16 protein-coding genes are annotated in these 18,917 nt (G+C 72.3%); 8 read left to right on the top strand and 8 right to left on the bottom strand.

What is annotated here, in order from left to right:
* Nucleotides 1-76: 76 nt before the first annotated feature.
* The 3 genes from ACZ45T_RS33920 to ACZ45T_RS33910 all read right to left on the bottom strand — a co-directional run bounded on the left by ACZ45T_RS33920 (nt 77) and on the right by ACZ45T_RS33910 (nt 3,066).
* A complete protein-coding gene (locus ACZ45T_RS33920; RefSeq protein ID WP_468447972.1) occupies nt 77-1,267 on the bottom strand; it encodes an MFS transporter in 1,191 nt (396 codons plus the stop codon).
* A gap of 10 nt (nt 1,268-1,277) precedes the next feature.
* Nucleotides 1,278-2,312 (bottom strand): NUDIX domain-containing protein, encoded by a 1,035-nt coding sequence (locus ACZ45T_RS33915; RefSeq protein WP_468447971.1) that lies wholly within the window; start codon nt 2,310-2,312, stop codon nt 1,278-1,280.
* Nucleotides 2,313-2,394: 82 nt separating this feature from the next.
* On the bottom strand, nt 2,395-3,066 hold the full coding sequence (locus ACZ45T_RS33910; RefSeq protein WP_468447970.1) for a LysE/ArgO family amino acid transporter: 672 nt from the start codon (nt 3,064-3,066) through the stop codon (nt 2,395-2,397).
* A gap of 69 nt (nt 3,067-3,135) precedes the next feature.
* Between ACZ45T_RS33910 and ACZ45T_RS33905 the strand changes: the two genes are divergently transcribed.
* From ACZ45T_RS33905 to ACZ45T_RS33875, 7 genes are all read left to right on the top strand, one after another.
* Nucleotides 3,136-4,053 carry a LysR family transcriptional regulator ArgP gene (locus ACZ45T_RS33905; RefSeq protein ID WP_468447991.1) on the top strand — a complete coding sequence of 306 codons (918 nt, stop codon included), beginning with the start codon at nt 3,136-3,138 and terminating at the stop codon, nt 4,051-4,053.
* A gap of 10 nt (nt 4,054-4,063) precedes the next feature.
* The gene (locus tag ACZ45T_RS33900; protein ID WP_468447969.1) at nt 4,064-4,456 is read left to right on the top strand and encodes a TOBE domain-containing protein; all 393 of its coding nucleotides are present in this window, start codon (nt 4,064-4,066) and stop codon (nt 4,454-4,456) included.
* Between the two features lie 139 nt (nt 4,457-4,595).
* The gene (corA, locus tag ACZ45T_RS33895) at nt 4,596-5,678 is read left to right on the top strand and encodes a magnesium/cobalt transporter CorA (protein WP_468447968.1); all 1,083 of its coding nucleotides are present in this window, start codon (nt 4,596-4,598) and stop codon (nt 5,676-5,678) included.
* 170 nt (nt 5,679-5,848) lie between these two features.
* Nucleotides 5,849-6,682: a chitosanase gene (locus tag ACZ45T_RS33890; RefSeq protein ID WP_468447990.1), complete on the top strand. Its 834-nt coding sequence runs from the start codon at nt 5,849-5,851 to the stop codon at nt 6,680-6,682.
* A gap of 327 nt (nt 6,683-7,009) precedes the next feature.
* Nucleotides 7,010-7,363, top strand: coding sequence for a DUF805 domain-containing protein (locus tag ACZ45T_RS33885; RefSeq protein ID WP_468447967.1), 354 nt, complete (start codon nt 7,010-7,012; stop codon nt 7,361-7,363).
* Between the two features lie 203 nt (nt 7,364-7,566).
* Entirely contained in the window at nt 7,567-9,786 is a 2,220-nt protein-coding gene (locus ACZ45T_RS33880) for an NADP-dependent isocitrate dehydrogenase (RefSeq protein ID WP_468447966.1), read from the top strand.
* Nucleotides 9,787-9,942: 156 nt separating this feature from the next.
* The gene (locus ACZ45T_RS33875; RefSeq protein ID WP_468447965.1) at nt 9,943-10,479 is read left to right on the top strand and encodes a GNAT family N-acetyltransferase; all 537 of its coding nucleotides are present in this window, start codon (nt 9,943-9,945) and stop codon (nt 10,477-10,479) included.
* Nucleotides 10,480-10,516: 37 nt separating this feature from the next.
* Here the strand turns inward: ACZ45T_RS33875 and ACZ45T_RS33870 are convergent, their stop codons facing one another.
* The 4 genes from ACZ45T_RS33870 to ACZ45T_RS33855 all read right to left on the bottom strand — a co-directional run bounded on the left by ACZ45T_RS33870 (nt 10,517) and on the right by ACZ45T_RS33855 (nt 15,901).
* A complete protein-coding gene (locus ACZ45T_RS33870) occupies nt 10,517-10,978 on the bottom strand; it encodes a hypothetical protein (RefSeq protein ID WP_468447964.1) in 462 nt (153 codons plus the stop codon).
* 142 nt (nt 10,979-11,120) lie between these two features.
* Nucleotides 11,121-13,370: a terpene synthase family protein gene (locus ACZ45T_RS33865; RefSeq protein ID WP_468447963.1), complete on the bottom strand. Its 2,250-nt coding sequence runs from the start codon at nt 13,368-13,370 to the stop codon at nt 11,121-11,123.
* A 13-nt stretch (nt 13,371-13,383) separates the two neighbouring features.
* Nucleotides 13,384-14,796, bottom strand: a complete 1,413-nt coding sequence (locus ACZ45T_RS33860) for a family 2B encapsulin nanocompartment shell protein (protein ID WP_468447962.1) — start codon at nt 14,794-14,796, stop codon at nt 13,384-13,386.
* Nucleotides 14,797-14,875: 79 nt separating this feature from the next.
* On the bottom strand, nt 14,876-15,901 hold the full coding sequence (locus ACZ45T_RS33855; protein WP_468447961.1) for a polyprenyl synthetase family protein: 1,026 nt from the start codon (nt 15,899-15,901) through the stop codon (nt 14,876-14,878).
* Between the two features lie 253 nt (nt 15,902-16,154).
* Between ACZ45T_RS33855 and ACZ45T_RS33850 the strand changes: the two genes are divergently transcribed.
* Complete coding sequence (locus ACZ45T_RS33850; RefSeq protein ID WP_468447960.1) at nt 16,155-17,570, top strand: tetratricopeptide repeat protein; 1,416 nt, start codon at nt 16,155-16,157, stop codon at nt 17,568-17,570.
* Between the two features lie 7 nt (nt 17,571-17,577).
* Here ACZ45T_RS33850 and ACZ45T_RS33845 read toward each other — a convergent pair whose 3' ends face one another.
* The gene (locus ACZ45T_RS33845; RefSeq protein WP_468447959.1) at nt 17,578-18,705 is read right to left on the bottom strand and encodes a family 2 encapsulin nanocompartment cargo protein terpene cyclase; all 1,128 of its coding nucleotides are present in this window, start codon (nt 18,703-18,705) and stop codon (nt 17,578-17,580) included.
* Nucleotides 18,706-18,917 lie beyond the last annotated feature (212 nt).

Genomic DNA, 18,917 nt, shown 5'->3' with positions numbered 1-18,917 from the left:
CCGCGCACCGTGTGACAGTGACGGTCGCCCCGCCCACGAGCACCCGCTCGTCGGGCGGGGCGCCGTCGTTTCCCGCTCAGGTGCCCGCCCGTACCGGCCGCCGCAGGAGGTAGCCGGCCGCGGTCAGGACCAGGACGGCCATACAGGCGATGAACACCAGCCCGGCGCCCTCCAGGCCGAGCGGGCCCGCCAGGACCCCGACGCCGATCACCGGCACCGAGATGCCCGCGTAGGCCACCACGAAGAGCGTCGAGATCACCGCCGCGCGCCGGTCCGCGGGAGAGGCCCCGGCCACCGCGGACAGTGCTCCGCGAAACGCCAGCCCCTGCCCGGCCCCGCCGACGAGCGCGCTCGCCACCACCAGCGGCAGCAGCTCCCACCGCAGCGCGGCCGCGAGCAGCGCCAGCCCGGCCAGCAGCCCGAAGCAGCCCAGCGGCAGCGATCGCCCCACCCCGACCCGGCCGACCGCCAGCTGTCCGGCGGTCGAGGCGAAGAAGGCCAGCGCGACGACCAGCCCGCTCACCGCGCGGTTGTGCACGTCCAGGGACTGCGCGAGGAACGACGGGCTGACCGACGTGAACACCCCGAACAGCGCGAAGCCGACGAACGAGGCGATCGCGGCCGGCCCGAACACCGACCGCACCTGCGGCGGCAGACCGGGCCGCTGCGGACGTACGGTGCTCAGCGGCCGCCGCTCCCGCACGGTCTCCGGGAGCCCCAGCAGCACGGCCGTCGAGCCGGCCACCAGGGCGAGGTGCACGACGAACGTCAGGTACAGCGGCCAGGCGGCGTACTGCGCGAGCACCCCGGCGAGCAGCGGACCGCAGCCCAGCCCGCCCATGTTGGCGGCCGTCGCCACGAACGTGGCCCGGGAGGCGCCGCCGGGGGGCGCCAGCTCCATCACGTACGCCGTGGCGGCCCCGGTCAGCAGTCCCGCGGACAGCCCCGACAGCAGCCGCCCCGCGTACAGCCAGCCGAGCGCGGTGGCGCACAGGAAGCAGACGGCGCTCGCAGCGGCGAACCCCAGGCCCGCCAGCAGCACCGGGCGCCTGCCCACGGCGTCCGAGGCGTTGCCCGCGAGCAGCAGTACGCCGATGACCCCGAAGGCGTAGACGGCGTACACGACGGTGACCACCAGCTCGGAGAACCCGAACTTCTCCTGGTAGAGGCCGTAGAGCGGGGTCGGCAGGGTGGTGCCGGCCATGCACACGGCGAACACCGTCCCGCCGAGCAAGCACTGGCGCCACCTTCGGCGATCACCGTCCATGCCGCCGACGTTAACCCCGGCCCGCGTGGAGTTCCACCGGGCCGCCGCCCGTCGCGCGGGCGGTGAGGCAGGCGGTGATCTGGCGCCGCAGAGCGGGCTTGACCAGCGTGCGGAGCTCGGCGGGGGCGACGGTGCGCCACTGGAGGAGTTCGGTGGAGTCCAGCCGGATCCGGGCGAGGGTGGGGGCGTCGAGGACGCCGCCGTCGTAGAGGAAGCGGATGCGGGCCGGACGCCCCGGCTTGTGGGACCAGTTCACGGCGAGGAGGCGGCCCGGGGCGAGGTCGAGGCCGAGCTCCTCGTGGACCTCCCGCCGGGCGGCGGCGCGCGGGGTCTCGCCGAGGTCGCTGTCGATGCCGCCGCCGGGCAGGTTCCAGCGGTCGGTCCTGCCGTACGCGGGCTGGACCAGCAGGATCCGGCCGTCGGCGGCGGTGAACACCACGCTCGCCGCGGTCACGGCCTTGGGACGGTTGGCCCGGTGACTGGCCGCGTCGAGGGCGCCCGAGTGCTCCAGGGCGGAGCGCCGGGCCGGGTCCAGGCCGGCCGGGGAACCCGGCTGGGGCACACCGTCGACGAGGTGGGCGAAGGAGCCGGTGTGCAGGGCCGCCAGCGCGGCGCGCAGCCGCGGTGCGATCCGGGCGGGCAGCACCGCGCACGCCTCGTCCGGCCGGAGCCAGCGCGCCTCGGTGATCTCGCCGTCCGGGAAGGAGATCGCCGCGGCCTCCTCCGGTGACAGCGGACCGACGAGGTGGACGTGCACGACCAGGGAGCGGCCGAGCGGGCCGGGCGGCCGGGAATCCACCGCGAGCAGCCGCCCGACCGGCAGCCGCAGGTCGAGCTCCTCCGCCAGCTCGCGGGCCAGCCCCTGCTCGGGGGTCTCGGTGTCCTCGACCGTGCCGCCCGGCAGCTCCAGGTCCGCCTTGTACGAGGTGGTCAGTACGAGGACCCGCCCGCGCGTGTCGAGGACGATCCCGGTGGCGGCCATCAGCGGGGCCGGCTGAGCGGCGTAGTACGCGCGCACCTCGTCGGGGGAGGGGCGGTGGGGCACGGGGGTCTCCTGAGGTCGGGGCGTCGGCACGGGCACCGTGCCGGGACTGCCGACGCTACTGCGGGTGACCGGCCTCGGGACCTCAGGCGCGGGCCACGAGGAGCCCGCCCATGGTGACCATCGTCGCGGCGACGAGCCCGTCCAGGACCCGCCAGGCCGCGGGGCGGGCGAGGAGGCCGCTCAGCAGCCGGGACCCGTAGCCCAGGGCGCCGAACCAGGTCAGGCTGGCCAGGCAGGCCCCGATGCCGAAGGCCCAGCGCAGGTCGCCCCGGTCGGCGGCGAGGGAGCCGACGAGCAGGACGGTGTCCAGGTAGACGTGCGGGTTGAGCCAGGTCATGGCCAGGCAGGTCAGCACGGCCCGGCGGCCGGAGCCGGGGGCGGCTGCGGGAGTGGAGCCGGGGGCGAACCCGGGGGCGGACCCGGGTGCGGCTCCCTCCGCGGTGAGGGCGGCGCCCGGGGCGGGCCGCAGCACCCGGCGGGCCGCGAGGACTCCGTAGCAGATCAGGAACCCGCCCCCGGCCAGGCCGACCACGGTCAGGGCGGCCGGCCAGGCCGTCACGAAAGCGCCGACGCCGGCCACCCCGAGGGCGATGAGGAGCGCGTCGGAGACGGCGCAGACGGCGACCACCGCGAGGACCGCGTGGCGGCGCGCGCCCTGGCGGAGCACGAAGGCGTTCTGCGCGCCGATGGCGACGATGAGGGAGAGTCCGGTGCCGAAGCCGGCGAGGGCCGCGGTGGTGAAGCCGTGTGTCATGCCTCCGACCGTAGACAGAGGGGGGTTTTCAGTACAGCTAAAGATTTTTACGTACCATTAACACTCGTGATGGACGAGCTTCCCCTGGACCAGGTGCGCACGCTGCTCGCCGTGGTGGACGAGGGCACCTTCGACGCGGCGGCGGCCGCCCTGCACGTGACCCCTTCTGCCGTCAGCCAGCGGGTCAAGGCGCTGGAGCAGCGGACCGGGCGGGTGCTGCTGATGCGGACGAAGCCGGTGCGGGCGACGGAGTCCGGGGAGGTGGTGGTCCGGTTCGCCCGCCAGCTGGCCAGGCTGGAGCGCGACGCACGGGCCGAGCTGGGGATGGCCGAGGGCATGGGCCCGGTCCGGCTGCCGATCGCGGTGAACGCGGACTCCCTCGCCACCTGGTTCCTGCCGGCGCTGACGCGGGTGCCGCAGGAGCCGCCGGTCTGCATCGAGCTGCACCGCGAGGACGAGTCGCACACGACGGCGCTGCTGCGGGAGGGGCAGGTGATGGCGGCGGTGACCTCCTCGCCGGACCCGGTGGCGGGGTGCAGCGTACGGATGCTGGGGCTGGCGCGGTACCTGCCGACGGCGAGCCCCGGTTTCGCGGCCCGGTACCTGACGGGGGCGCTGGAGCGGGACCTGCGGGAGGCGCCGACGATCGTGTTCGACCGCAAGGACGACCTCCAGGACGCGTTCGTACGGTCGCTGGCGGGGGACGCGACGGTCGGCGCCGGGCCGGTGCGGCACTCCATCCCGACGTCGGAGGGGTTCCGCGACGCGGTGGTCGCGGGGCTGGGGTGGGGGCTGGTGCCCGAGCAGCAGGCCGGGCCGCTGGTACGCACGGGGGAGCTGGTGCTGCTGGCGCCGCGGCGGCCGATGGACGTGCCGCTGTACTGGCAGCAGTGGAAGCTGGACTCGCCGGCCCTGTCGATGGTGGCGGACGTGATCGCGGCGGCGGCCGGGGAGGCGCTGCGACCCCCTTCGCCGGGTGGCCTCTAAGCTGCGGACCATGGAGTCCTACACGATCGGCCAGGCGGCGCGGCTGCTCGGCGTCAGCGTCGACACCGCCCGCCGCTGGGCCGATGCCGAACGGTTCCCCACCCGCCGGGAAGGCACGCGGCGGATGGTGGACGGCCCCGACCTGGCCGCGTTCTGCGTCGAGGTCGCGCAGGAGGGCGGCGAGGGCGAGGAGACCCCGACCACCTCGGCGCGCAACGCCTTCCCCGGGATCGTCACCGGGGTGAAGCTGGGCACGGTCGACGCGCAGGTGGAGATCCAGGCCGGGCCGCACCGCATCGTGTCGCTGCTGACGCGGGAGGCGGTGGAGGAGCTCGGGCTGGTGGTGGGCGCGCGGGCCACGGCGCGGGTGAAGTCGACGAGCGTGTTCATCGACCGGGGCTGAGTATCGACCGGGCTTGAGCACGACCGAGCCCGATCGCGACCGGGCCTGAGCATCGACTCGGCATGAGCCGGTTCGGGGGCGGCCCGGCGGCGATGGCAGACTGGCCGGCGATCCACCGAAAGGGAATACGCCGTTGTCCATGTTCAGCAGCCTGCGCCGGGCCGTGCGCCGCGGCTACCGGCGCGCCGTCGACCTCAGCCACCCGGCCCGTTCCCCGCTCGGCAGCTCGGTGGTGAACTGCGTGGTCTACCGGGACGGCGTACGGCAGGACGACTGCGCGGAGGTCGAGGAAGCGCTGCGCCGGGTCCGCAAGGCGGGCGACGGCTTCGTCTGGATCGGCCTGCACGAGCCGGCCCAGTCGGAGCTGGCCGGGCTCGCCGAGCTGTTCGGCCTGCATCCGCTCGCCGTAGAGGACGCCGTGAACGCGCACCAGCGCCCCAAGGTGGAGCGCTACGACGAGACGCTGTTCTCCGTCTTCAAGACCGTGCGCTACGTGGAGCACGAGGAGCTGACCGCGACCAGCGAGGTGGTGGAGACCGGCGAGCTGATGGCCTTCACCGGCGAGGACTTCGTCATCACCATCCGGCACGGCGGCCGCGGCACCCTCGGCCCGGTCCGCGAGGAGCTGGAGGCCGCCCCGGACCAACTGGCCAAGGGGCCCGCGGCGGTTCTGCACGCCATGGCCGACCACGTGGTCGACGACTACGTGGCCGTCACGGACGCGGTGCAGAACGACATAGACGCCGTCGAGACCGCGGTGTTCAGCGAGGCCGGCGGCCGCGGCGACGCCGGCCGGATCTACCAGCTCAAGCGTGAACTCCTGGAGCTCCGGCGGGCGGTGGCCCCGCTGGGCCGCCCGCTCCAGCAGCTGGCCACGCAGCCGATACCGGTCATCCCGCCGGAGATCCGCGCGTACTTCCGGGACGTGGCCGACCACTTGACCCGGGCCACCGAGCAGATCGGCGCCTACGACAACCTCCTCGACTCCATCCTCCAGGCCCACCTCGCGCAGGTGACCGTCGCGCAGAACGAGGACATGCGCAAGATCACGGCCTGGGCGGCGATCGTCGCCGTCCCGACCATGGTCTGCGGGGTCTACGGCATGAACTTCGACCACATGCCCGAACTGCACTGGACCTACGGCTATCCGCTCGTCCTCGGGATCATGGCGGTCGCCTGCTTCGTCATCCACCGGGGCTTCCGCCGCAACGGCTGGCTCTGACCCCGGATCGACCCCGGATCGAACCGCCTGACCCCGAGCGAGAGTTGACGCCCCCATTCCGTGCGGGCGCGGGTCTTGAGCTGCCGTGAACTCTGGTAGTAAAGTTTCCTAACGAAATCGGGACGCCTCAACTACCCCACGGAGGCCTTGTGTTCACCCCCCACCGCAAGATGCTGGCGACCGGCGCCCTGCTCGGCAGCGCGCTCCTCGCCGTACCCGTCACCGCCCACGCCACCGCCGCCGGCCCTGACTCCGCCCCCACCGCGGAGACGGCAACGGCGGTGGCGGCCGCGGCCGTTGGACTCGACGATCCGGCGAAGAAGGAAATCGCCATGAAGATCGTCTCCAGCGCGGAGAACTCCTCGCTGGACTGGAAGGCGCAGTACAAGTACATCGAGGACATAGACGACGGCCGCGGCTACACGGCCGGCATCATCGGCTTCTGTTCCGGTACCGGCGACATGCTCGACCTCGTCGAGCACTACACCCAGGTCAAGCCCGGCAACGTCCTCGCCAAGTACCTCCCGGCCCTGCGCAAGGTCGACGGCACCGACTCGCACGCCGGTCTCGACCCGAACTTCACCAAGGACTGGGCGAAGGCGGCCCAGGACGCGGAGTTCAGGAAGGCGCAGGACCACGAGCGCGACCGGGTCTACTTCAACCCGGCGGTGAAGCAGGGCAAGGCCGACGGGATCGGCGTACTCGGCCAGTTCATGTACTACGACGCCATCGTCATGCACGGTGACGGCACCGACTCCACCAGCTTCCGCAACATCCGCAAGCGCGCGCTGTCCAAGGCCAAGCCCCCGTCCCAGGGCGGCAACGAGACCGCTTACCTGAACGCCTTCCTCGATGCCAGGGTCTGGGCGATGAAGCAGGAGGAAGCGCACAGCGACACCAGCCGCGTGGACACCGCGCAGCGGGTCTTCCTCAAGAAGGGCAACCTGAACCTCAACACGCCGCTCGACTGGAAGGTCTACGGCGACTCCTTCCACATCGGCTGACGACCGCGGCGCGGCCCGGGACCGGAGTCTCCTCCCGCCCCCTCCCTCCGGAACCGGGCCGCGGTGTCGCGGTGGGGTAACGATGTGGGTAACGATCGAGACGGCTCCCGGGGCGTCAAGTAGGCGCACCGCGTGCATGTTTCGGACTTCGCGGGACATGACGCCCCTCCGGGGCTCCGCAACTGCGGATCCGGTGCCGGAAATCATGCCGTGCGGCCGATTTGGGTCCCCGTCAACTGGCTTGACCGCGACGTAAGGGGGGCATAAGTTCTGCCCCGGCTTGCTCCAGCAGGACGGGCCCGACGAACTGTCCTCTGGGGGGACCCCATGAATCACTACACCGACGTCCTGAAGAAGTACGCCGTCTTCTCCGGCCGCGCCCGCCGCCAGGAGTACTGGATGTTCACCCTCTTCCAGGTGGGCATCGCCGTCGTCCTCGCGATCCTCGACTTCGCGCTGGGCACCTACCCGCTGCTCGTCGGTCTGTACCTCCTCGGCACCTTCGTGCCGACCCTGGCGCTCACCGTCCGCCGCCTGCACGACCTCGGCAAGTCCGGCGCGTGGTACTTCATCGGCTTCGTTCCGTTCATCGGCGGCATCTGGCTGATCGTCCTGACGGCCACCGCGGGTCAGCCGACGCCGAACCAGTACGGCCCGGACCCCAAGGCCGTCCACGCCTGATCAGGCCCGTATGCCTGAAATGCCTGAGCGCCGCCCTGGCTGGAAACAGCCGGAGGCGGCGCTCTCGCCGTTTGCGGGGTCCGCGTGACGCGCATCTCCCCGACCTCGCGCCAGGGGGCTGTCCAGACCAGCCCGATCACGAGATATCTTGATGTCGAGCAATGTTGCAGACGAGAGACGCAGACTGTGGAGCGGAGCATCCGGTGACTGACTCGACCATCATCTACACGCACACTGACGAGGCCCCGGCCCTCGCGACGTATTCGTTCCTGCCTGTGATCCAGGCGTACGCGTCGACGGCCGGTGTGAATGTCGAGACCCGTGACATCTCCCTGGCCGGTCGGATCATCGCCAGCTTCCCGGAGTACCTCCAGGAGAGCCAGCGGATCGCCGACGCCCTGGCCGAGCTGGGCCAGCTGGCGAAGACGCCGGAAGCGAACATCATCAAGCTGCCCAACGTCTCGGCCTCGATCCCGCAGCTCAAGGCCGCGGTCGCCGAGCTCCAGGGCCAGGGCTACGCCCTCCCGGACTACCCGGACGACCCGAAGTCCGACGAGGAGCGCGAGATCCGCGCCCGCTACGACAAGATCAAGGGCAGCGCCGTCAACCCGGTCCTGCGCGAGGGCAACTCCGACCGCCGCGCCCCCGCCTCGGTCAAGAACTACGCGAAGACGCACCCGCACCGCATGGGCGCCTGGACCCCCGAGTCCAAGACCAACGTCGCCACCATGGGTGAGAACGACTTCCGCTCCACCGAGAAGTCCGCCGTGATCGCCGAGGCCGGCACCCTGCGCATCGAGCACGTGGCCGCCGACGGCGCCACCACCGTGCTGCGCGAGTCCGTACCGGTCCTCGCCGGTGAGGTCGTGGACGCGTCCGTCCTGCACGTCGACGCGCTGCGCACCTTCCTGAACGACCAGATCGAGCGCGCCAAGGCCGAGGACATCCTGTTCTCCGTGCACCTCAAGGCCACGATGATGAAGGTCTCCGACCCGATCATCTTCGGCCACGTGGTCCGCGCCTTCCTCCCGAAGACCTTCGCCCGCTACGGCGAGACCCTCGCCGCCGCCGGCCTGTCCCCGAACGACGGCCTCGGCGCCATCCTGAACGGCCTGGGCGCGCTGCCCGACGGCGACGCGATCAAGGCTTCCATCGACGCCGAGATCGCCGAGGGCCCGGCCCTCGCGATGGTCGACTCCGACAAGGGCATCACCAACCTGCACGTGCCGTCCGACGTCATCGTCGACGCGTCCATGCCGGCCATGATCCGCACCTCCGGCCACATGTGGGGCCCGGACGGCGCCGAGGCCGACACCCTCGCCGTCCTCCCGGACAGCAGCTACGCCGGTGTCTACCAGGTCGTCGTCGACGACTGCCGCGCGCACGGCGCCTTCGACCCGTCCACGATGGGCTCGGTGCCGAACGTCGGCCTCATGGCCCAGAAGGCCGAGGAGTACGGCAGCCACGACAAGACCTTCGAGATCGCCGCCGCGGGCACCGTCCGCGTCGTCGACGCCGCGGGCAACGTGGTCCTGGAGCAGGAGGTCGCCGCCGGTGACATCTTCCGCGCCTGCCAGACCAAGGACCTGCCGATCCAGGACTGGGTCAAGCTCGCCGTCACCCGCGCCCGCGCCACCGGCAACCCGGCCGTCTTCTGGCTGGACGAGGGCCGCGCGCACGACGCGCAGCTGATCGCCAAGGTCAAGACGTACCTGGCCGACCACGACACCGAGGGCCTGGACATCAAGATCCTCTCCCCGGTCGAGGCCACCGCCTTCTCCCTGGAGCGCATCCGCCGCGGCGAGGACACCATCTCGGTGACCGGCAACGTGCTGCGCGACTACCTGACCGACCTCTTCCCGATCCTGGAGCTGGGCACCAGCGCCAAGATGCTGTCGGTCGTCCCGCTGATGAACGGCGGCGGCCTCTTCGAGACGGGCGCCGGCGGCTCCGCCCCGAAGCACGTCCAGCAGCTGGTCAAGGAGAACTACCTGCGCTGGGACTCGCTCGGCGAGTTCTTCGCGCTGGCGGCCTCCTTCGAGCACCTCGCCACCACCACCGGCAACGCCCGCGCCCAGGTGCTGGCCGACACCCTGGACCGCGCGACCGGCACCTTCCTCAACGAGGACAAGTCGCCGAGCCGCAAGCTGGGCGGCATCGACAACCGCGGCAGCCACTTCTACCTCGCCCTGTACTGGGCGCAGGAGCTGGCCAAGCAGACCGACGACGCCGAGCTGGCCACGGCCTTCGAGGCGCTCGCCAAGACGCTGGGCGAGCAGGAGCAGACCATCGTCGCCGAGCTCATCGCGGTGCAGGGCTCCCCGGCCGACATCGGCGGCTACTACCAGCCCGACGCCGCGAAGGCCGCGGCGATCATGCGCCCGTCCGCGACCCTCAACCAGGCGCTCGCGATCCTCGGCTGATCTCCGCAGCCGTACTCACGCGTCCGTGACGTGCTCCGCCCCGGCCGGCCTCGTGCCCGCCGGGGCGGACCCGTATCCAGGACGCGCCTCGCACGGCGTGGCGCCGCCCCCGAAAGTCGATTGCGGCCCGGGTCCGCAAGCGGCTAGGAAGGGCCGGTGATCAGCGGACAACTGGCCGGCCTGCGCGCCCGCCTCCCCGAGGACGTACCCGTTCTGCACACCGAGCTGTACGAGGACGTCGTGACGCGCTCCCGCGCCGACTCCAGGCCCTGGAGCCCGCGGCCGGCCACCGGCGGCCACTCCCCGTACGAGCCCGGCGGGCCCTCCGAGGACGCGGCGCTCTTTTCCGTGGTCGAACTGGCCTCCGGCGAGCTTGCCGGCGAGGCCCTGCTCTGGGGCATCGACACCCACAACCGCAGCGCCCACCTCGGCATCTCGCTGCGGCCGGCCATGCGCGGGCGGGGACTGGGCCGGGAGGTGGTCCACCTGCTGTGCCGCTACGGATTCACCGTGCGCGGCCTCGGCCGCCTCCAGGCGGAGACCCTCGCCGACAACGCGGCGATGATCCGCGCCGCGACCGCCGCGGGCTTCGTACAGGAGGGCCTCCTGCGCCGCTCGGCCTGGGTGTACGGCGGCTTCGAGGACGAGGTCGTCCTGGGACTGCTGGCCGGGGAGTGGACCGACACTCCCTAGGTGCGCAGGCACTGCCTAGGTCTACAGGCCCCCGGAGTCAGAGCCGGTGGATCCACTCCTGCTCGAACGCCAGCGGGGTCCGCCCGGAGGCCAGGATCCGCAGTCCGGGGGCCACGGCGAGCAGTTTCCGCAGCCAGGCCAGGGCGTCCGGGCCGAGCTGCTCGGCGCCGTCGAGGACGAGCAGCATGTCCCGTTCGGCCAGCCACGAGGCGGCACACGCCGTCCCGCAGGGCGGGGCGGGCGGGCTGGGTAAGCAGTCCAGCTCGGCCGTCAGTTCGCGGACGCCGTAGCCGCCGTGCAGCGGGTCCATGGCGACGACGGCCACCCCGTCGTAGAAGTTGGACGCGAGCCGTCGCGCGATCTCCCGCACCAGCAGGCTCCGCGGCTCGCGGAACCCTCCCGCCACGGTCAGCACCCGCCCGCGCCGGACGGCGGTGAGCAGGCGTGACATCTCGGCGGACGTCGCCGGCAGCGTCGCGGTGGACCCGTGTTCCCCCATCGGCACGATGCCCCCCCATTGCATCCGTGACCAAGCGCGGCAAGAGGGTTGTTTCGAGCCGCGTGACGACGATTATGCGCCGTTTGAGCCGTAAGGCCAGGGGAATGTCGCATTCCGTCGCCCGCGCGCGCCGCCCCGCAGGTCAGGCCCACGCGACGTGGTGCGGAGCCGTGGGGAGCCGGCGCTCCGGGCCCGGACGGGGCGCAGCGGCCGCGCCCCTCGCCGCAGCGGGGCGGTGCGCGTGGTGGCGCTTGAGGTCCTCCTCCCGGTAGCGCCGCGCGCAGACGTGCCAGACGTGTATGGCGGCCATCCACTGCCTGAGTTCCCGCACGCTGCGATCCACCGCCGCACGGGCCGCAACGTCCAGCCCGTAATCCGCGTACATGACGGGGAGTTCCTTCTCCACCACGTGCTCGAACTGCTTCATCCGCGAGGTCATCAGATCGTTCGCGATCCGCAGTGCCGTCGGATAGTCGCAGTCGAAGAAGTTCTCCACGACGATCAGGAGGTTGTGGAGCTCGCCCTCGTACTCGGCCTCCTTCTGGTAGGAGAACACGTCGTTCATCACGGCCGAGTAGTCGAAGGCTGCGGCATGCAGGGACTGCATGGCCGAACTCTCGTAGACCTTCTCCGGCACGACGTCCATGTGCGCGGTCCGCGCGAGCGCGATGGTCATCGGCGATCCGAACGTCACCCGGCGCATCTCCATGTAGTCCACCGGGTCCGGTACCCGGTTGGCCGTCTGGTTGTCCAACTCCCACAGCCAGCTGTCCAGCACCTCTTCCACGGCCGCCCGAAACATCTCGCGACCGCGCGGAGGCATGGGCGCGGCCGTGCGCCTCCACAGATCCGCCAGCCCCCGCTCCATGGCATCGGCCGGGGGAGGCGGCGCCGTCAGGTCCAGTGGCATACAGGCGCGCAGCCGGTCGGTCTGCGTTTTGGCGGCGGCCAGGGCGCGGGTGGTGCCGAAGACCAGCGGATAGGCGTCGTCGGCGTACGTGCCCCAGCTCAGCCAGCCCGCACTGATGTCCAGCGCCTCCGCAGAACAGTCCGGGTCCATGCCCGCCGAGCACAGCGCGAAATCGAAGTCCCGGGCCTTCTCCTCGCACCACAGGCCCTCCGCGAAGAACCCCATGTGCCGGTTCCACTCGATGAGCCGCTCCCGGGCGCCGTCCAGATGTGGACTGAGCACGTTGCGGAAGGGCATGTAGAACGCCGGGATCACCGAAGGTCCCACTGGATGCGGGACGTTGCCGTGCCGGCGTACCCGCCGCGCGCCGCCGGTCAGCCCCAGCAGCGCCTTGATGTTGGCGCCGGTGGTCCCCAGCCCCGTGGGGCCGCGCAGCCACCCGGGCAGGTCCGCGCCGGTCCGGCCCGGGCGGCGGTTCATGTACCGGCTGGAGCGCATGTGCCACTCGTGGCCGCCGGACTGCCAGTCCTGGAGCCCGCGGGCGTAGGTGAGGACCGCGAGGACCTCGGCCGGCTCCAGGCCCTTCTCCGCGAACAGCACGGGCAGTTCGGTGAAGAAGGTGTTCTCGAACTGCTGGAGCCGTGAGGTGAGCATGTTGTTCAGCTGGTCCGCGGCCTCCTGAGTGGTGCAGCCGAAGAACCTCTCCAGGACCAGCACCCCGTTGCTGAGCTCCCCTTCCTTCCCGATCTCCCGTTGGTAGGAGAACAGGTCGTTGCGGAAGTGCACCGAGTCGGCGAACGAGTCGCGCAGGACGCGCAGCGCCCGCTCCCCGGAGACGGAGGGGGGCACCTCCACACCCACCGCGTGTTCGACGATCCCCGCAGACCAGGGCGCCCCGCCGACCTTGCGGCGCTGCTCGACGTACTCCATCGGGTTGGAGACCCGGCCGATGTTGATGTTGTCGAGCTCCCACAGCGACTCGCCCAGCAGGTTGCGGGTGCTGACGGTGAACCGCCCGATCCAGTCCGCCGAGTGGCCGGGCACCGTACGGCGCCACAGATCGGCCAGGCCCGCCTCCACCGGATTGGTGGGTTCCGGCATCGGCGCGCGGGGATCGGCGGGCATGAACGGCGCCAGCCGCTCCAGCGCGTCCCGCCCGGCCGTCCGGTCGCCGGAGCGCTTGAAGCGTTCCAGGAACCAGTCGTCGAAGAAGAACACCCACACGTACCAGTCGGTGACGAGCGAGAGCATCGGGCCGTCGCACTCGGGGTGGGTGTAGGCACACAGCAGTGCGTAGTCGTGCGCCTCCAGGTCGGCGGTGCCCCAGACGCCCGAGCCCTCCAGCATCCCCAGGTCTGCCGCCCAGGCGCGGGTGTGCGTCCGGGCCTCCTCCAGATGGGGATTGAGGCGGGCGGGATGCGGAAGGTAGAACTCGGGCAGCTCGAAGGGCTGCTGCGGGGCTGTCTCCTGCCCATCGGTCATGACGTCGGCCCCCTCAGTCGTCGAAACGGGAGATCTCTACGTTCTCCAATACACCGACGGCCTCGGGCACCAGGATCGCTGCGGAGTAGTAGGCGGTGACCAGGTAGGAGATGATCGCCTGCTCGTTGATGTTCATGAACCGGACGGACAGGCCGGGCTGGTACTCGTCGGGCAGCCCCACCGGGTGCAGCCCGATCACGCCTTCGTTCTCCTCGCCGGTGCGCAGGACGAGGATGGAGCTGGTCCGCTCCTTCGTCACCGGGATCTTGTTGCAGGGCAACAGCGGCACTCCGCGCCAGGAGGGCAGCCGGTGCCCCCGGAACTCCACGCTGTCGGGGTACAGGCCTCGCCGGCTGCACTCCCGGCCGAAGGCGGCGATGGTGCGCGGGTGGGCGAGGAAGTACTGGGACCCGCGTCGGCGGCTGAGGAGCTCGTCCATGTCGTCGGGGGTGGGCGGGCCGGTACGGGCGTAGATCCGCTGCTCGTAGTCGGCGTTGTGCAGGAGCCCGAACTCCGCGTTGTTGATCAGCTCGCTCTCCTGGCGCTCTTTCAACGCCTCGATGGTCAGGCGCAGCTGCTGCTCCGACTGGTTCATCGGCTGGTTGTAGAGGTCGGCGACCCGGGAGTGCACACGCAGCACCGTCTGCGCGACGCTGAGTTCGTACTCGCGCGGGCTCAGGTCGTAGTCCACGTACGTGCCGGGCAGCATCACCTCGCCGGTGTGGCCGGCGGACAGGTCCACGGCGTCGCTGCCCTTGCGGCCGATCCGCTCGGCCTCCAGATAGGCCTCGGCGTGCCGGCGCAGGGCGGCGGAGCTGTTCAGCGCCGCGTCCCAGTCGCCGCGGTTGAAGGTCATCGTCACCACGTCCGTCTGGGCCCGCGCCGTGAACTCCCAGCGGGCGTCGGGCAGGGGGTGGTGGCCGAAGTGGTCGCCGTCGCTCAGCACGTCCAGGCTGGCCTCGTCCCCGTAGGCGCTCGCGCTGAGCCGCTCGATCCGGCCGTGGGCGATGAGGTAGATCTTGTCGACGGGTTCGCCGCGCCGGACGATGACGTCGCCCTTGCGGAACTCCTCCTTCACGAACCGGTCGGCGATCGCCTTGACCACCTGGTCGTCGGGGAAGTTCCGGAGCATCCCGAGCTCGCGCAGCATCGCCGGGATGACGCGCAGTTCGGTGCCGGTCTTCACGAAGGTGATGCGCCCGTCGCCGAGGGTGTAGCTGACGGTGCGGTTCACCCGGTAGGTGCCGCCGCCGGTCTGCACCCACGGCAGGATCCTCAGCAGCCAGCGCGAGCTGATCCCCTGCATCTGCGGGGCGGACTTGGTCGTGGTGGCCAGATTCCGGGCGGCCTCGGTGCTCAGGCTCTGCCGGGCGGCGGCGGTCAGGTGCTCGGTGGCGCTCGATTCGGCGCTGGGGTCGACGGGCATGGCAGGTCTTCCTCTCAGTCGGTCTTTCTGGAGGCCGCGCGGGTGCCGGGCGCGGCGCCGGGGGCGCGGACCACCGCGGTCAGCGCTCCCTCCGGGTGATCAGCTCGCACAGCGACACCAGCCCGGCGGTCGCCGCCGGGTCGGGGATGGCCCCGGCCAGGCACTCCAGCGCCTGCGCCGCCCGCAGGGCCGCCTCGTGCCGCGCCCAGTCACGCCCGCCGGCCCGCTCGACCAGGGCCGTCGCGCGGGCGATCCCGTCGGCGTCGAGCGAGCGGGCGTCGGCGTACAAGGCGGCGAGTTCGGCGGAGGCCGCCGTGCCCGACAGCAGCGCCGCGACCACCGGCATGGATTTCTTGCGGGCCGCGAGGTCGGCGCCGACCGGCTTGCCGGTGATCCCGGGGTCGCCCCAGATCCCGAGCAGGTCGTCGATCAGCTGGAAGCTGACCCCGATGCCCCGCCCGAAGGCGTCGAGGGCGGCCGTGACCTCCGGCGGGGCGCCGCCGTACAGGCCGCCGAGGGCGCAGGCGGCTCCCAGCAGGGCCCCCGTCTTGGCCTCGGCCATGACCATCGCCTCGGTCAGGGTGACCGTCGTGCGGGCCTCGAAGGCGCAGTCCTCGTACTGGCCCTCGCACAGCTCGGTCACGCAGTCCGACAGGCGGACCACCGCCTCGGTCCGGTCGGCGACCAGCCGCACCGCGAGTGCGGCCATCGCATCGCCCGCGACGATCGCCCCGGCGCTGCCGAACACCGTCCAGGCGGTGGGCCGGTGGCGGCGCACCGGATCCCGGTCGATGACGTCGTCGTGCAACAGGGTGAAGTTGTGGACGAGTTCGGCGGCCGCGGCGGCCCCGAAGGCGTTCTCGACCCGGCCGCCCACCGCCCGCGCCGCGGCCAGTACCAGGGCCGGCCGTATCGCCTTACCGGCCCCGGCGGCGGCCGGGGCCCCGGTGTGGTCGCGCCAGCCGAGGTGGTACTCGGACACGGCCCGCACACCGCTGGGCAGGGAGCGCACCGCCGCGCGCATCAGGGGCTCCACCGCCGCCCGGGTGCTGCCGAGCAGGGCGGCGGTGGCGTGGCCGTCCAGGTCCTTCACGTACGGAGTCATCGGGTGTACGCACCTCCTGCGCAGCGGGCCGAGTGGGGGTGGCGTGCGGAGTGACCGGAAGGGGCGGTCCCACTCCCTGCGATCTGCTGTGCTCCCGTACGCCAGGGCCACGCGGTGTGACCGTGTGCCGCCCGGCGCACACGTCTTAGTTAGGGGCAGGACGGCCTCACCCGGTACAGCCGTCCCGGCCCCGCCGTGTTGAATGTCCGACCGCGTTGAATGGATGGACACGTGTACGAGCTGGGCGGTTCTGATGGCCAAGCGTGAACCCAACGGACGACTCCGCACTCTCCTCACCGACGCGCGCTGGAGCGGGCAGGACTTCGCGCGCGCCGTCAACCGCGTGGCCGCCGAGACCGGCCTCACCCTGCGTTACGACCGGACCTCCGTCTCGCACTGGCTGGCCGGCACCCGGCCTCCCGCGCACGTCGTCGCCCTCGCCGCCGAGGCGTTGAGCCGGCGGACCGGGCGGCGGGTCAGCCCGGCCGATACCGGGCTCGCCCGGCCCGTCGGCGTCCGCGCGCGGGACCGTCCCGGCGCCGGGCCGCGCGGCGCGGACGTCCTCACGGCGGCCGCGTCGGCCGGAGCGGGGCCGGGCGCGGACGCGCGGCCTGCGGACGCAGAGGGTGACGACGGGCGGACCGCGGACGCCCCGGGCCTTGCCGAGGCCCTGTTGGCCCTGCTGGGCGAGATCCCCGTCTACTCCTCCGGCTGGCGGCCGCGGAACTGGCCGTCGCCGGGCCGGGCCGGCGAGGCCGGGGCTCCCGAACGGCCGTCCGGGCGGATCGGCATGCACCACGTGGAGGCCGCCGAGGCGGTCCTGCCGGTCTTCCGCAACGCCGACATGATGTTCGGCAGTGGCCTGGCCCGGCCCGCCCTGACCCGCTACCTCGCCACCACCGTCTCACCCTGGCTGCGTGCCGGCGCCGCCCCCGCGGTACGGCACCGGCTGCTGGGCTGCGCCGCGCGGCTCGCGTACACGGCCGGGTTCCTGTGCTTCGACGGCAACCAGCAGGGCGTGGCCCAGGCGTACTACCGGGCGGGTCTCCGGCTGGGCCAGGAGGCCGGGGACCCGCAGTGCTGGGCGCCCGTCTTGCGGGCCATGAGCGTGCAGGCCCACCAGCTGGGCCACCGCAAGCAGGCGTGGGAGCTGGCGGAGGCGGCCGCCCGGGAGGCGGGGCGGCTGCCCTCCCTCCAGGCCGCGTTCGTGACCGGACAGCTGGCCGTCGCCGAGGCGGGCTGTGGCGACCGGCGGGCCGCGCTGGCCCACCTCGGGGAGGCGCAGCGGCTGTTGGAACGGTCGGCGGGGCAGCAGGCGGCCATAGGTGACTACCATCAGGCCGCGCTCGCCCATCAGCAGGCCGAGGCGCTGGCGGCCCTCGGTGATCCGCGGGGTGCGATCGCCGCGCTCGGCACCTCACTGCGGCACCGCCCGCCGGCCGAGCGCCGGGCGCGGGCCGTTACCCTGGCCAAGCTCGCCGAACTCCACCTGGCTCAGGGTCATTTGGAGCGGGCCTGCGTCACCTGGCACGAGATGCTGGACTCGGTACCGCAGCTGGATTCCGCGCGCGTCGACGACGCGCTGCGCCGGCTGCGCGGCCGCCTCCGGCCCGTACGCGGCAACAGCACCGCACAAGCGCTGCTGGCCCGGGCCTGCGCCCTTCCGTAGCGTCGGCTCACGCCGGCCCGTGGTAGCGGGGGCTCGTGGCGTGCCACTCCTTCGCCCCGCCCATCCAGTTCCAGACACCTTCCAGGAAGCGGCCGAGGGCCGGTGAGCCGAGGGCGGCCAGCGCTGCCGACTCCGCCTCGACGGTGCGCATCACCTCGTCGTGGATGGCGGCCGTCCGGTTCACCGCCTCCTGCGGCGAGCAGTGCTCCTCGGCCGCGATCAGATTCGGGAGGCTGGTGTCGGCGGGATCCTCGCGGGCCATCGAGTAGAGGTCGTTGAGCAGGCAGCTGGCCACGCCCGCGTACATGTACGTACGCCGCACCCGGACGTCCGCGAACTCCTGCGCGGGGACCTCGTAGCCGCCGACCGGGTCGGTCAGGACCATGCAGGGGAAGAAGCCGTTCTCGTACCGGTGCACCAGGTACTCCCAGACCGGCGGCCTGCGGCCGGACATCCGCCACTCGGCCTCATGGCCGTACCCGACGAACATCACGGCCAGCTGGTAGCGCAGGCGGGTCACCTGGGTCGGGGAGGCGAACTCCGCGAGGTGCTCCAGGCAGGAGCGGAAGGCGCGCACCACGGGCTCGCCCGCCACCCGCTCCTCGAACTGCCGCTCGTAGCGGGGTGGTAGCCGCACCGGGTCCACCACGGCGTGTGCGAGCGCCGCGCGCATGCCGATCAGCCCGGGATCCGCGTCCTCGCCCTCGTCGACCCAGTGGTCGTCCACGGACCACTCGGCCAGCCCGCACTTGGCGGCCGCCAGCAGCCGGTCGGGGTCGTCGCAGTCCGGGTGCGCAAGCATCATCAGCCGGCCGAAGTGGCACGAGCGCAGCCTGTCCAGGCGTCCCGCGTAGATCCCGATCTCGGCGGCCCACCGGACGAGCCGTTCGTTGACCAGTTCCGCCAGCGCCGAGTCGTCGCGTACGGCGTCGGGGCAGTACAGAGGGGGGATCACGATGCCCGACCCCGTATCCGTCGGGGTGCCCGCGTCCGGGCGGGGGGCGCGACCGGGGGCAGCCCGAGGGGGCGAGGCGCCCAGGCCGCTCCGGCCGCCGAGCAGCCGACTCAGGACCTCCGCCGGATCGGCGCCCGCCGTGCGGGGGTCGACGGGGGCGGGGGCGGGGGCGCGGTCCATGGATCCTCCTGCAGGTCGGCACACCCACCCATGGAGCGGGCGCCGCCCCCGGGCCCGGTAGGGCCGGTGTGCCGTCCGCCTGTTGCAGATCCGGCGGCGTTGAAAGCCTGCACTGGTGTCCGTACGCCCGGGGGTTCGTACTGGCGTGCAGGGCTTCAACTGCCCGGCATTTTCAACAGCCCCCGGACCGGAGCGGCTACCGCGCGTGATGC

The sequence above is a fragment of the Streptomyces sp. NPDC030995 genome (assembly GCF_055571215.1).
The sequence above is the reverse complement of the archived record's forward strand: the minus strand, read 5'-3'. Positions and strand labels throughout refer to the sequence as shown.

Bases quoted from the DNA above. Each gene is read 5' to 3' on its own strand.
- ACZ45T_RS33900 (WP_468447969.1), top strand. From the start codon at position 4,064: ATGGAGTCCTACACGATCGGCCAGGCGGCGCGGCTGCTCGGCGTCAGC.
- ACZ45T_RS33885 (WP_468447967.1), top strand. From the start codon at position 7,010: ATGAATCACTACACCGACGTCCTGAAGAAGTACGCCGTCTTCTCCGGC.
- ACZ45T_RS33850 (WP_468447960.1), top strand. From the start codon at position 16,155: ATGGCCAAGCGTGAACCCAACGGACGACTCCGCACTCTCCTCACCGAC.
- ACZ45T_RS33890 (WP_468447990.1), top strand. From the start codon at position 5,849: ATGCTGGCGACCGGCGCCCTGCTCGGCAGCGCGCTCCTCGCCGTACCC.
- ACZ45T_RS33845 (WP_468447959.1), bottom strand. From the start codon at position 18,705: ATGGACCGCGCCCCCGCCCCCGCCCCCGTCGACCCCCGCACGGCGGGC.
- ACZ45T_RS33865 (WP_468447963.1), bottom strand. From the start codon at position 13,370: ATGACCGATGGGCAGGAGACAGCCCCGCAGCAGCCCTTCGAGCTGCCC.
- ACZ45T_RS33910 (WP_468447970.1), bottom strand. From the start codon at position 3,066: ATGACACACGGCTTCACCACCGCGGCCCTCGCCGGCTTCGGCACCGGA.
- corA (WP_468447968.1), top strand. From the start codon at position 4,596: ATGTTCAGCAGCCTGCGCCGGGCCGTGCGCCGCGGCTACCGGCGCGCC.
- ACZ45T_RS33920 (WP_468447972.1), bottom strand. From the start codon at position 1,267: ATGGACGGTGATCGCCGAAGGTGGCGCCAGTGCTTGCTCGGCGGGACG.
- ACZ45T_RS33855 (WP_468447961.1), bottom strand. From the start codon at position 15,901: ATGACTCCGTACGTGAAGGACCTGGACGGCCACGCCACCGCCGCCCTG.
- ACZ45T_RS33905 (WP_468447991.1), top strand. From the start codon at position 3,136: ATGGACGAGCTTCCCCTGGACCAGGTGCGCACGCTGCTCGCCGTGGTG.
- ACZ45T_RS33870 (WP_468447964.1), bottom strand. From the start codon at position 10,978: ATGGGGGAACACGGGTCCACCGCGACGCTGCCGGCGACGTCCGCCGAG.
- ACZ45T_RS33860 (WP_468447962.1), bottom strand. From the start codon at position 14,796: ATGCCCGTCGACCCCAGCGCCGAATCGAGCGCCACCGAGCACCTGACC.